General features: G+C 69.2%; 10 protein-coding genes. 8 read left to right on the top strand and 2 right to left on the bottom strand.

All coding sequences use genetic code 11. From position 1 onward, the window contains the following. Positions 1-5: 5 nt before the first annotated feature. Complete coding sequence (locus AC1DW0_RS07915) at positions 6-893, bottom strand: GNAT family N-acetyltransferase (protein ID WP_477945315.1); 888 nt, start codon at positions 891-893, stop codon at positions 6-8. 496 nt (positions 894-1,389) lie between these two features. Here AC1DW0_RS07915 and AC1DW0_RS07910 point away from each other — a divergent pair, with 496 nt between their 5' ends. The 8 genes from AC1DW0_RS07910 to AC1DW0_RS07875 all read left to right on the top strand — a co-directional run bounded on the left by AC1DW0_RS07910 (position 1,390) and on the right by AC1DW0_RS07875 (position 11,127). Next, positions 1,390-2,055: a haloacid dehalogenase type II gene (locus AC1DW0_RS07910; RefSeq protein WP_477945314.1), complete on the top strand. Its 666-nt coding sequence runs from the start codon at positions 1,390-1,392 to the stop codon at positions 2,053-2,055. A 20-nt stretch (positions 2,056-2,075) separates the two neighbouring features. After that, positions 2,076-3,365, top strand: a complete 1,290-nt coding sequence (locus tag AC1DW0_RS07905; protein WP_477945313.1) for an NAD(P)/FAD-dependent oxidoreductase — start codon at positions 2,076-2,078, stop codon at positions 3,363-3,365. Between the two features lie 74 nt (positions 3,366-3,439). Then, positions 3,440-5,056: an ABC transporter substrate-binding protein gene (locus AC1DW0_RS07900; protein WP_477945312.1), complete on the top strand. Its 1,617-nt coding sequence runs from the start codon at positions 3,440-3,442 to the stop codon at positions 5,054-5,056. Positions 5,057-5,080: 24 nt separating this feature from the next. Beyond that, on the top strand, positions 5,081-6,037 hold the full coding sequence (locus tag AC1DW0_RS07895) for an ABC transporter permease (protein ID WP_457390990.1): 957 nt from the start codon (positions 5,081-5,083) through the stop codon (positions 6,035-6,037). Between the two features lie 13 nt (positions 6,038-6,050). Continuing rightward, on the top strand, positions 6,051-6,920 hold the full coding sequence (locus tag AC1DW0_RS07890; protein WP_477945311.1) for an ABC transporter permease: 870 nt from the start codon (positions 6,051-6,053) through the stop codon (positions 6,918-6,920). Beyond that, positions 6,920-8,548: an ABC transporter ATP-binding protein gene (locus AC1DW0_RS07885; RefSeq protein ID WP_477945310.1), complete on the top strand. Its 1,629-nt coding sequence runs from the start codon at positions 6,920-6,922 to the stop codon at positions 8,546-8,548. The genes AC1DW0_RS07890 and AC1DW0_RS07885 overlap by 1 nt, the downstream gene beginning before the upstream one ends. 19 nt (positions 8,549-8,567) lie before the next feature. Then, positions 8,568-9,656 (top strand): tartrate dehydrogenase, encoded by a 1,089-nt coding sequence (locus tag AC1DW0_RS07880; RefSeq protein WP_477945309.1) that lies wholly within the window; start codon positions 8,568-8,570, stop codon positions 9,654-9,656. 1 nt (position 9,657) lies between these two features. Continuing rightward, the gene (locus tag AC1DW0_RS07875; protein WP_477945308.1) at positions 9,658-11,127 is read left to right on the top strand and encodes an NAD-dependent succinate-semialdehyde dehydrogenase; all 1,470 of its coding nucleotides are present in this window, start codon (positions 9,658-9,660) and stop codon (positions 11,125-11,127) included. Positions 11,128-11,406: 279 nt separating this feature from the next. On the opposite strand, the gene AC1DW0_RS07870 is transcribed toward AC1DW0_RS07875, so the two are convergent. Beyond that, on the bottom strand, positions 11,407-12,321 hold the full coding sequence (locus AC1DW0_RS07870) for a ThuA domain-containing protein (RefSeq protein WP_457353924.1): 915 nt from the start codon (positions 12,319-12,321) through the stop codon (positions 11,407-11,409). Positions 12,322-12,338 lie beyond the last annotated feature (17 nt).

Here is a 12,338-nt window from a genome sequence, read left to right as displayed (position 1 = left end):
GTGCTTCAGCCCAGGGCCTGCGTGACGATGGCGTAGCTCTTGGGCGCACCCGGCGCCGCCGGCTGCGCAGTCGGGCCGCGCTCCATCATCACCGGCGCGTCGACGCGCAGCAGGCCCATCGCTTCCAGCCATTCGGCCAGGCCGCTGTCCAGGTCGATGTCGACTCGCGTGAAGCGGCCGGCGTTGGTGCCGGCCAGGTGGGCAATGAGGGCCTTGGCGCCTTCGTCGTCCGGCGCGACGACCGGCCCGATGGCGTGGCCGCGGCCGAAGCGACGCAGCAGGCCGAAGCCGCGCACCGTGCCGCCGTCGTCGAGCACGACGGTGGACTCCGCCTCGGCCAGCAGTTCGTCCAGCAGCGCATCGCGCGGCATGCCGCAGGCTTGGGCGTCGAGCGCCTTCAACACCGGCGCATCGGAAGCGCCTGCCGGCCGCAGACGCCAGCCGCTATCCAGGGCCACCAGTGGCGCCGGTTGCGCGATGCCCTGGTGCTGGCGCAGCTCGCCGACGCGCACGAAGCCCAGGCGCTCGTAGAGGCCGCGCCCTTCGAGCGTGGCGTTGAGCCGAACGCGGCAATCCTGCAGCCCGTCGAGCACCGCGCTCATCAGGCGGTGGCCGATGCGCCGGCCCTGCTGCGCCGGCGCGACGATGACCAGGCCGATGGTCGCGGCCTGCGCCCCCCAGCGAAAGCGCAGGGCGGTGCCGACGATCTCGCCGTCGCGCTCGGCGACGACGCCCTCGGCGTGGTGGAAGACCTGCTTCCAGTCGGCCAGGCGGTGGGGCCAGCGCAGCGTGTCGGACAGGTCGTGAGCGGCCGCAAGATCAGCGGCACTCATCTTGCGCAGCCGCACGCCGTCGTCGACGGGAGCTGCATTCGTGGTGGCGGGGGCACCCATGTGGCGGGGTCTCCTGAAGGGCAAGGGGTTGCCGATGTTGCGGCCTTTCGCGGGTGCCGCGCCAGCCCAAATACGGTCTGCCACCCATTTCGGCAGCTTGCGCTGTGAGGCCTGCCGCGCACGGCATTCAATGCTGCGGCGGGCCAGTCTGCGACCACAAATTTCGCGGTGCCGTCCCTACCATCAGCGCCCATTCACCCATGACATCGCAGGTCAATCGCATGCAAGTCGCCCAGCCGCATTCGCCAATGCCCGCCCGGACCCCGGGGTCGCGCAGGGCCGATTCGCGGTCCCGCATTTGCGCCACCGGCTGGTGCCTTCAGGGTTCCATTGAAGGGCGCTCATCCCCGTCCAAGTGCACGCCGCAGGGCATGCCGCCGAGCCGCCTTCGAACGGCAGTTTCAGCGCCTGCGACAGCCCGTTTTCCCCACAAACCACTTCACTGCACATGCTGCAATGAAGCCCTGATGACAACCCACTGAGCGAGACGCGCAACATGAGCATCCGACCCAAGTACATCACCTTCGACTGCTACGGCACGCTGACCCGCTTTCGCATGGCGGAGATCACACGGGATATCTTCTTCGACCGCGTGCCGGCCGACCGCATGGAGCAGTTCATCGCCGACTTCACGGCCTACCGTTTCGACGAAGTGCTGGGCGACTGGCAGCCGTACGACGTGGTGCTGAAGAACGCGGTGCGCCGCCTGTGCCGCAAGTGGAAGCTGCAATACCTTGACGCCGAGGCGCAGCGCTACGTCGATGCCGTGCCCACCTGGGGGCCGCACGACGACGTGCCCGCGGGCCTGGCCAAGGTCGCCAAGGAGATCCCGCTGGTGATCCTGTCCAACGCGATGGACCACCAGATCCAGACCAACGTCGCCATGCTCGGCGCACCCTTCCATCGCGTCTACACCGCGCAGCAGGCCCAGGCCTACAAGCCGCGGCTGAAGGCCTTCGAGTTCATGATCGATTCGCTGGGCTGCAACCCCGAGGACCTGCTGCATGTGTCGTCCAGCCTGCGCTACGACCTGATGTCGGCCGACGACATCGGCATCGTCAACAAGGTCTTCGTCAACCGCGGCCATGGCCCGGGCTGCCCTGACTACCGCTACACCGAGATCGCCGACATCGGCGGCCTGGCCGGCGTCGTCGGTCTCTGAACGTCGATAGCGGCCAGGCCATGAAACTCGATGCCTACTGGACCGACAGCGTGCCGGCGTTCGTGCCGGCGGCGCGCGAGCTGCCGCAGCGCGTGGACGTCGCCATCGTGGGCGGCGGCTTCAGCGGCCTGTCCGCCGCCCTGGCGCTGGCCAAGCGCGGTGCCACGGTGGCAGTGCTGGAGGCTGGTGCGCGCGTCGCGTCCGAAGCCTCGGGGCGCAATGGCGGCCATGTGAACAACGGCCTGGCGGTCGACTATGCGGAAGCCGCCGCACGCCACGGCCGCGAGCGGGCAGCCGCCTGGTACCGCGCCTACGACGACGCCGTCGACACCGTGGCGCAGCTGGTGCAGCAGGAGGGCATCGCCTGTGATTTCAGCCGCACCGGCAAGCTCAAGCTGGCGACACGGCCGGCGCAGCTGGAGGCGCTGCGGCGCAGCGTGGAGCGCCTGCATGCCGACGGCGTCGACACCGACACCGAGATCCTCGATGCGGCCACCGTGCGTGCCGAGGTGCAGAGTGAGCGTTTCCACGGCGGCATGCTCTACAGGCGCAGCGGCCAGATGCACATGGGCCGCTTCGCCAACGGCCTGGCCGAGGCCGCCGAGCGCCAGGGCGCGGGTATCTTCACCGACACCTGCGTGCAGCGGCTGGAGCGCACCCACGGCCACGCCCACCGCCTGCACACCACGCGCGGCACCGTGGCGGCCGACCAGGTGCTGCTGGCCACCGGGGCTTCGCGCCACGGCGGCTACCGCAGCTTCGGCTGGCTGCGCCGGCGCATCGTGCCCATCGGCAGCTTCATCGTCGTGACCGAGCCGCTCGGCGCGGAGCGCGCGGCCGCGCTGCTGGCGGCGCGCCGCACCTACACGACGGTGGCCAACATCCACCACTACTTCCGGCTGACGGCCGACCACCGGCTGGTCTTCGGCGGCCGCGCTCGCTTCGCGATCAGCAGCCCGCAGCAGGACGCCGCCAGCGGCGAGGTCCTGCGCGCCGGCCTGCTGGAGACCTTTCCGCAACTGGCCGGCGTGCGGCTGGACTACTGTTGGGGCGGCCTCGTCGACATGACACAGGACCGCCTGCCCCATGCCGGCGAGCGCGACGGCCTGTACTACACGATGGGCTACAGCGGCCACGGCACGCAGATGTCGGTGCTGATGGGCCAGCGCATGGCCGCGCTGATGGGCGGCGACACCGCCGCCAACCCGTGGGCGGACCGTGCCTGGCCGGCCATTCCCGGCCATGTCGGCCCGCCCTGGTTCCTGCCCGCCGTCGGCCTGTACTACCGGCTGAAGGATCGCCTCGCCTAGCCTGGAGCGGGCGGCTCTCCCAAGACCCGCCCCGAACTCGTCAACCCCACAGAACACTGAACGAGAAACACACCATGAGCCATCGCCAACCCCTCGAAGCCCTTGTCGGCCCGCAAGACAGCCAGCGCCTGTTCGACGCGCTCAAGCGCGGCGCCAGCCGCCGCGACATCCTCAGCCTGCTCGTCGGGGCGGGCATGCAGGCCGGCCTCGCCGGCGCGCTGGCCGGCACGGCGATGACGKCCCACGCGCAGGCGCCCAGGCGCGGCGGCAAGCTGCGCGTGGCCGGCGCCACGGCGTCGGCCAGCGACACGCTGGACCCGGCCAAGCAGTCCAACCAAGCCGACTACTCGCGCTGCAACATGCTCTACAACGGGCTCACGTCGCTGGATGGCAGCCTGACGCCGCAGCCCGCCCTGGCTGAGCGCTTCGACACCAAGGACGCCAAGACCTGGGTGTTCACGCTGCGCAAGGGCGTGACCTTCCATGACGGCAAGGCGCTGACGCCTGCCGACGTCGTGTTCTCGATCTCGCGACACAAGGACCCCGCCACGGCCAGCAAGGCCAAGGTCCAGACCGACCAGATCGAGAGCATCAAGGCCAGCGGCGCCAACGAGGTGACCATCGTGCTGACCTCGCCGAACGCCGACCTGCCGGTCATCCTGGGCACCTTCCACTTCCACATCGTCAAGGACGGCACGACAGACTTCAACACCGGCATCGGCACCGGCCCCTACAAGCTCAAGGAGTTCAAGCCCGGCGTGCGTTCGGTCGTCGTGCGCAACGAGGCCTACTGGAAGCCCGGCAAGCCCTATCTGGACGAGATTGAGTTCGTCGGCATCAGCGACGAGAACGCCCGCGTCAACGCGCTGCTGTCGGGCGGCATGGACCTGGTCGGCGCCGTGAATCCGCGCTCGCTGGCACGCATCGCCGGCACGCCGGGCTTCGCCGTGTTCAAGACGCAGTCGGGCCAGTACTCCGACCTCACCATGCGGCGCGACACCGGCCCTGGCGCCAACCCCGACTTCGTGCTGGGCATGAAGCATCTGTTCGACCGCGAGCAGATGAAGAAGACCATTGCGCTCGACCAGGCCGTCATCGGCAACGACCAGCCCATCGACCCCACCAACCGCTTCCACTTCGCCGGCCTGCCGCAGCGCGCCTTCGATCCGGAGAAGGCGAAGTTCCACCTGAAGAAGGCCGGTGTGTCCACCGCCGTGCCGGTGGTGTGCTCACCCGCAGCGCTGTACTCGGTCGAGATGGCGTTGCTGCTGCAGCAGACGGCCAAGGAGGTCGGTCTGGACATCGACGTCAAGCGCATGCCGGCCGACGGCTACTGGTCCAACCACTGGCTGAACAGCGCGGTCGGCTTCGGCAACGTCAACCCGCGGCCAAGCGCCGACATGCTGCTGACGCAGTTCTTCAAGTCGGACGCGCAATGGAACGAGTCGCGCTGGAAGAACGAGAAGTTCGACCAGCTGCTCGTTGCCGCGCGCGGCGAGACCGACCTCGCCAAGCGCCGCCAGATGTATGCCGACATGCAGACGCTGATCCACCAGGAGGCCGGCATCGGCATCCCGTTGTTCCTGGCCAGCCTGGACGGCCACAGCACCAAGGTCAAGGGCCTGTCGCCCATCCCGCTGGGCGGGTTGATGGGCTACAACTTTGCCGAGAACGTCTGGCTCGCCGCCTGACACCCCCACCGCACAAGGCATCCTATGAACGGGATCATCCTCAAGCTGCTCGCGCAGCGCGTCGCGTTGTCGCTGCTGTCGCTGCTGGCGGTGTCGGTGATCGTCTTCGCCGTGACGGCGGTGCTGCCCGGTGACGCCGCCCAGGAGCAGCTCGGCCAGGACGCCACGCCCGAGGCGCTGGCGGCACTGCGGGCGCAGATGGGCCTGGACGCCTCGGCCCCTACGCGCTACCTGCGCTGGCTGGGCGGCCTGGCGCGCGGCGACTTCGGCAAGTCCGTCACGGCCTACCAGCCGGTGGCCGAGCTGATCGGCTCGCGGCTGCCCAACTCGCTGCTGCTGGCTGCCATCACGGCGCTGTTCTCGGTGCCCATCGCGCTGGCGGCCGGCATCGCGTCGGCGGTGTGGCGGGGCTCGTGGTTCGACCGTGCCGCGTCCACGGCCTCGGTGGGCGTCGTCTCTGTGCCGGAGTTCCTGATCGCGACGTTGGCGGTGCTGGTGTTCGCGGTGCAGCTGCGCTGGCTGCCGGCGTTGTCCTATGTCAACGACATCGAATCGATGGGCCAGTTGCTGAAGGCCTTCGCAATGCCGGTGCTGACGCTGACCTGCGTGATCGTCGCCCAGATGATGCGCATGACGCGTGCGGCGGTCATCGACCAGCTGGAGGCGCCCTATGTGGAGATGGTTCGCCTGAAGGGCGCCTCGTCGCTGCGCATCGTCATGTGCCACGCCTTGCCCAACGCCGTCGGCCCGATCGCCAACGCGGTGGCGCTGAGCCTGTCCTACCTGCTGGGCGGCGTGATCATCGTCGAGACCATCTTCAACTATCCCGGCGTGGCCAAGCTGATGGTCGACGGCGTCGCGCAACGCGACACGCCACTGGTGCAGGCCTGCGCCATGCTGTTCTGCAGCGGCTATCTGATCCTCGTCACGGCCGCGGACATCTGCGGCATCGTCGCCAACCCGCGGCTGCGGCACCGCTGAACGGAGCACAGGCATGACCGTCATTTCCATTCCCCTGCCGGCCGGGCGCTCCGCGGCCTGGCGCCGCCGGCTCGCGCAGTTCGGCCCTTCGGGACTGCTCGGCCTCGTGGTCCTGACCTTCTGGGTCCTGGCCGCACTGTTCGGCCCCGCGCTGCTGGCCCGCACCGGCGCCCAGGGCGGTGGTGCCGTGTTCGCGCCCATCAACGCTCATCACTGGCTGGGCACCGACTACCTCGGCCGCGACATGCTGGCCCGCGTCATCGAAGGCGCCCGCTACACCGTCGGCGTGGCGCTGGTCGCCACACTGCTGGCCAGCGGCACGGGCACCTTGCTGGCGCTGCTGGCGGCCGCCAGCGGGCGTTGGATCGACGGGGCCTTGAGCCGCCTGCTGGACACGCTGACGGCCATTCCGAGCAAGATGTTCGCGCTGCTGATCGTGGCCGGCTTCGGTTCGTCGGTGCCCGTGCTGATCCTGACGGCCGCCGTCATCTATGTGCCGGGCGCCTACCGCATCGGCCGCTCGCTGGCGGTCAACATCAACGCGATGGACTACGTCACCGTGGCCCGCACGCGCGGCGAGGGCACCTGGTATGTGATGCGGCGCGAGATCCTGCCGAACATCCTCGGCCCGATGCTGGCCGACCTGGGGCTGCGCTTCGTCTACGTCGTGCTGCTGCTGGCGTCCTTGAGCTTCCTCGGCCTGGGCGTGCAGCCGCCGATGGCGGACTGGGGTTCGCTGGTGCGCGAGAACATCGGCGCGCTGGCCGACGGTGGTGCCTCGGTGATTGCGCCGGCCGGGGCAATAGCCAGCCTGACCATCGCCGTGAATCTGGTGATCGACAACCTGCCGGGCCGCAAGGCCCGCGAGAGGGGAGCACGCTGATGGGCAGCCTTGTTGAAGTGAGCAATCTGACGGTCACAGCCGGCGACGCGACGCTGGTCGACGCACTGTCGTTCACGATCCACCCCGGTGAAGTGCTGGCACTGATCGGCGAGTCCGGTTCGGGCAAGACGACCACGGCGCTGGCCCTGATGGGCTATGCGCGCCAAGGCTGCCGCATCGCGGCGGGCCAAGTCCGCATCGGCGATGTCGACGTGCTCAAGCTCGACCCGCGCCAGCTGCGCGGCTTGCGCGGCCGCAAGGTCACCTACATCGCGCAGAGCGCGGCGGCGTCGTTCAACCCATCGCGCTGCATCCTCGACCAGGTCGTGGAGCCGGCGACGCTGCACGGCACGCTGTCGCGCCCGGCGGCTGAACTGAAGGCGATTGCGCTGTTCCGCGAGCTGGCGCTGCCCGATCCTGAAGGCATTGGCGCGCGCTACCCGCACCAGGTGTCAGGCGGCCAGCTGCAGCGGCTGATGGCGGCGATGGCGCTGATCACCGACCCCGACGTCGTCATCCTCGACGAGCCCACCACGGCGCTGGACGTGACCACGCAGGTCGAGGTGCTGCGCGCCTTCAAGCGGGTGGTGCGCGAGCGCCAGGTCACGGCGGTGTACGTCAGCCATGACCTGGCAGTCGTGGCCCAGATGGCCGATCACATCCTGGTGCTGCGCGGCGGCTGCATGCAGGAGCTGGCTGGCACCGACCGCGTGCTGGCCCAGCCCGCGCATGAGTACACGCGGGAGCTGCTGGCCGCCGCGCGGCCGGCGGCGCGCGACTCCGGCCACCAGCCCGGCAGCACGCCGGCGCTGCTGGAAGTGAGTGGCGTCAGTGCCGGCTACGGCGCGCTGAACGCGCAGGGCCGCCCGCTGGTGTGCATCCTGCAGGACATCGACCTGCGGCTGGAGCGCGGCCAGGCCGTCGGCGTCATCGGCGAATCGGGCTCCGGCAAGACGACGCTGGCCCGCGCCGTCGCGGGCTTGCTGGGACCGAACGCCGGCACCATCCGTTTCGACGGCCGGCCCTTGGCGCCAACGCTTGGCGCACGCAGCAAGGAGGACCTGCGCCGCATCCAGATCGTCTTCCAGTCGGCCGACACGGCGCTGAACCCGTCGCAGACCATCGAAAGCATCCTCGCGCGGCCGCTGCAGTTCTACCGCGGCATGAAAGGTGCTGCCCTGCAGCGCCGCATCGCCGAGCTGCTGGACCTGGTGAAGCTGCCGGCCAACGTCGCTGGCCGCCTGCCCGGCGGGCTGTCGGGCGGCCAGAAGCAGCGTGTCAACCTGGCGCGGGCGCTGGCCGCCGAGCCTGAGCTGCTGCTGTGCGACGAGGTCACCTCGGCGCTGGACACCGTCGTCGGCGCTGCCGTGCTCGACCTGATCGCCGAGCTGCGCCGCGAGCTGGGCTTGTCCATCCTGTTCATCAGCCATGACCTGCACACGGTCCGCGCGGTCTGCGACGAGATCGTCGTCATGCGGCATGGCTGCAAGCTGGCCCAGGTGGCGCGGGCCGACTATGACCGCGGGCCGCACCACCCCTACTACGAGCAGCTCGCGCGAGCCGTACCCGAACTGCGGCGCGGCTGGCTTGAAGAACTCGACTCGCCGCGGCCCGTGCTGGTCGCCTGACAACGACGAAGGAAAACCCATGATGAACACGTTCCGAATCGCCGCCATCGCCGGCGACGGCATCGGCAAGGAAGTGATGCCCGAGGGCTTGCGCGTGCTGAGGGCCGCAGCCGATCGCTTCGGTTTCGCCCTCGAACTGCGCGAGTTCGACTGGGCCAGCTGCGACTGGTACGCGCAGCACGGCCAGATGATGCCGGACGACTGGAAGCAGCAGCTCGCCGGCGTTGACGCCGTCTATTTCGGCGCCGTCGGCTGGCCGGCGACCGTGCCCGACAACGTCTCGCTGTGGGGCTCTCTGCTGAAGTTCCGGCGCGAGTTCGACCAATACATCAACCTGCGGCCGGTGCGGCTCTTCGAGGGCGCGCCGTGCCCGCTGGCGGGGCGCAAGGTCGGCGACATCGACTACGTCGTCGTGCGCGAGAACACCGAAGGCGAGTACACCAACCTCGGCGGCGTGATGTTCGCCGGCACCGAGCGCGAGATCGTCATCCAGGAGTCGGTGTTCTCGCGCCACGGCGCCGACCGCGTGCTGCGCTACGCCTTCGAGCTGGCTCGCTCGCGCCAGCGCAAGGCGCTGACCGTGGCCACCAAGAGCAACGGCATCGCCATCAGCATGCCCTGGTGGGATGCGCGCACCGACGAGATGGCGCGCCAGTACCCGGACGTGCAGGTCGACAAGCAGCACATCGACATCCTCTGCGCCCGCTTCGTGCTGCAGCCGCAGCGCTTCGATGTCGTCGCCGCGACCAATCTGTTCGGCGACATCCTGAGCGACCTCGGCCCGGCGACCACCGGCACCATCGGCCTGGCACCGAGCGCCAACCTCAACCCGGAACGCCAGTTCCCGTCGCTGTTCGAGCCGGTGCATGGTTCGGCGCCCGACATCTATGGCCGCCGCATCGCCAACCCGATCGCCATGATCTGGTCGGGTGCGCTGATGCTCGACTTCCTGACGCAAGGGCAGGGCGCCGGCCGCGCAGCGCACGACGCCATCGTGCGCGCCATCGAGGACGTGATCCTGCGCGGGCCACGCACGCCCGACCTTGGCGGCGACGCCCATACCGAAGACGTCGGCCAGGCAATTGCCAATCGAGTGAAGGAATTCTGAAATGCCATTGACGATTCAACATGACGACCTGCTGCCCGGCCGCAACTTCATCGCGGGGCAATGGCGCGAGGCGCTGGAGGGCCAACGTTTCGGGGTGACCGACCCGGCGACCGACGCGGTGTTCGCCACTGTGCCGGACAGCGGTGCTCTCGACGCTGCTGCGGCGCTTGAGGCGGCCCATGCGGCCTTTCCGATCTGGCGTGCGATGCCGGCCAAGCAAAGGGCGCAGATCCTCAATCGCTGGAACGCACTGATCCTCGCGCACCAGGATGACCTGGGCCGCCTGATCTCGCGTGAGCAGGGCAAACCCCTGGCCGAGGGGCGAGGGGAGGTCGCCTACGCTTCGAGTTATGTGGAATGGTTCGCTGCCGAAGCCACGCGTGCCAACGGCGACGTGATCCCCGCGTCGGTGCCCGGCCGGCGCATGTTCGCGCTGAAGGAACCGGTCGGCGTGGTCGCCGCGATCACGCCCTGGAATTTCCCCGCGGCGATGATCGCGCGCAAGATCGCCCCTGCGCTGGCCGCCGGTTGCACCGTGGTCTGCAAGCCGGCCGAGGACACGCCACTGACCTCGCTGGCGCTGGTCAAGCTGGCCGAGGAGGCAGGCGTCCCCGCGGGGGTGCTGAACATCGTGACAGCTTCGCGTGAACGCACGCCCGAGGTCGTCGATGTCTGGCTCGACGACCCGCGCGTGCGCAAGATCACCTTCACCGGTTCCACACCAGTGGGCAAGCATCTGGCGCGTCGCGCCGCCGACACGCTCAAACGGCTGTCGCTGGAATTGGGTGGCAACGCGCCTTTCATCGTCTTCGAGGACGCCGACCTCGATGCCGCCGTCGAGGGCCTGATGGTGGCCAAGTTCCGCAACGGCGGGCAGACCTGCGTGAGCCCGAACCGGGTGTTCGTGCAATCGCCCGTGCACGACGCCTTCGTCGAGAAGCTGGCCGCTCGCATCTCGGCGCTCAAGGTCGGCCCGGCCAGCGACCCGGCCTCACAGATCGGGCCGATGATCAACGCGAGGGCCGTCGACAAGATCGAGCGCCATGTGCAAGACGCCGTTGAGCGCGGTGCGGCCACGCTGGTCGGCGGCGCGCGGCTGCCGGCCCTCGGACCGAACTACTTCGCGCCGACGCTGCTGGTCGGCGCCGACGGCGGCATGGCCTGCGCCTGCGAGGAAACTTTCGGACCACTGGTGGCCATCACTCGCTTCGAGACCGAAGCCGACGTGATCCGCGCGGCGAACGACACACCCTTCGGCCTGGCGGGCTATTTCTATGCCACCGACGTGCGGCGCATCTGGCGCATGGCGGAGGCCCTGCAGACCGGCCTGGTGGGCGTCAACGAAGGCGCGCTAGCTGCCGAGGCGGCACCGTTCGGCGGCGTCAAGGAGTCAGGCTATGGGCGCGAGGGCTCGGTGCACGGCCTGGACGACTACATGCACCTGAAATACGTGTGCCAGGGGCAGCTTTGAGGTCATACCTTTTCTGCAAGGCCGCCTTTCAAATGCTGTGTCCGGTGACGCCGGCACTGGCCGCAAAGATCAACGTGGTGCGTCTTTGCTCGAACGCCGCAGGAAGGTTTGCTATGGGCAGCAGCGCTCCTGCATGTAGCTGATCTGCAAGCGGCAGCAGCGTGGGCGGGGACGTGTTCCGATCGGCCGCGAGGGTGTTGTCTACCGCCCATGTCCCTGCGCGTCGATGAACTCGACGGCTTTGCCGACGCGGACGTAGTCCAGGACGGGTACCCGCCGTCAGGGTCGCAGCGAGGTGGCGTCTGGCCCGGGGAAGTCGGCCGGCAGCTGGGTGTCGGGGTTGCGCCCCGCCAGCCATTTCAAGGCACGCGGCATGACGGTCTGGAAGGCGGCGCAGCGCATGCCCGGCGATGCGCCATGGCCGAACCAGACATGCCCGTAGGCGGACACGAAGACGCGGCCCCGGCCGTACCTCACGGTCCATTCGACGGGGAACTGCCGGCCGTCCACGCCGTCGTGTGCATAGGCGATCACGTCGACGTTGCGGGCCGGGCCGCGGGCGTAGCGGTAGACCTCCATGTCGGCGGCCCGCCAGCTGCGCGGCAGGCCGGCATGGATGGGATGCTGGCCGCGTTGGTGCACGAGCGTGTCGGTGCGATCGCCGTGCCAGGTGTCGTCGCCGTCACCGGCCGGTACGGTCTGCAGTGTCTCGTCCTCGCGCACCAGCAGCGCCGAGCCGAAGTGCTTGTCGCGCCAGCCCAGGCCGATCATCTCGTTGTACTGGGGCCACTCGGCGAAGGCATTGTTCGCCTCGTGGTAGACGTAGAAGCCACCACCGCCGCGCACGAAGGCCTCGAAGGCGCGCTGCACTTCGGCCGGCCAGCCCGGCTTGCCGCCGAGGTTGTTGTAGCCCGACAGCACCACGTCGTAGTGCGTGAAGTCGGGCCGCCAGCGCGCCCAGGCTGCGGGGTCGCTTGCATCCGGTGGCGTGATGGAGACGTTCACCTCGAACGAGCCGTCGCGGGCGAGGATCTCGCGCACCAGTGCCAGCCGGCGTGGCCAGTCGTGGTTGCTGATGCCCTCGATGATGAGCACCCGGATGCGCGGGGCTTCGGCGGCGCGCGTCAGCAGTGGCAGGCCGGCCGCTGCCAAGGCCAGTGCGGTGAACAGGAAGGTCCTGCGGTCACGTCCCATGGATGCACCCGATGGCC

This window comes from Roseateles sp. P4_D2, assembly GCF_056401875.1.
Note: the sequence above shows the minus strand (reverse complement) of the source record. Positions and strands in the feature narration are given on the sequence as shown.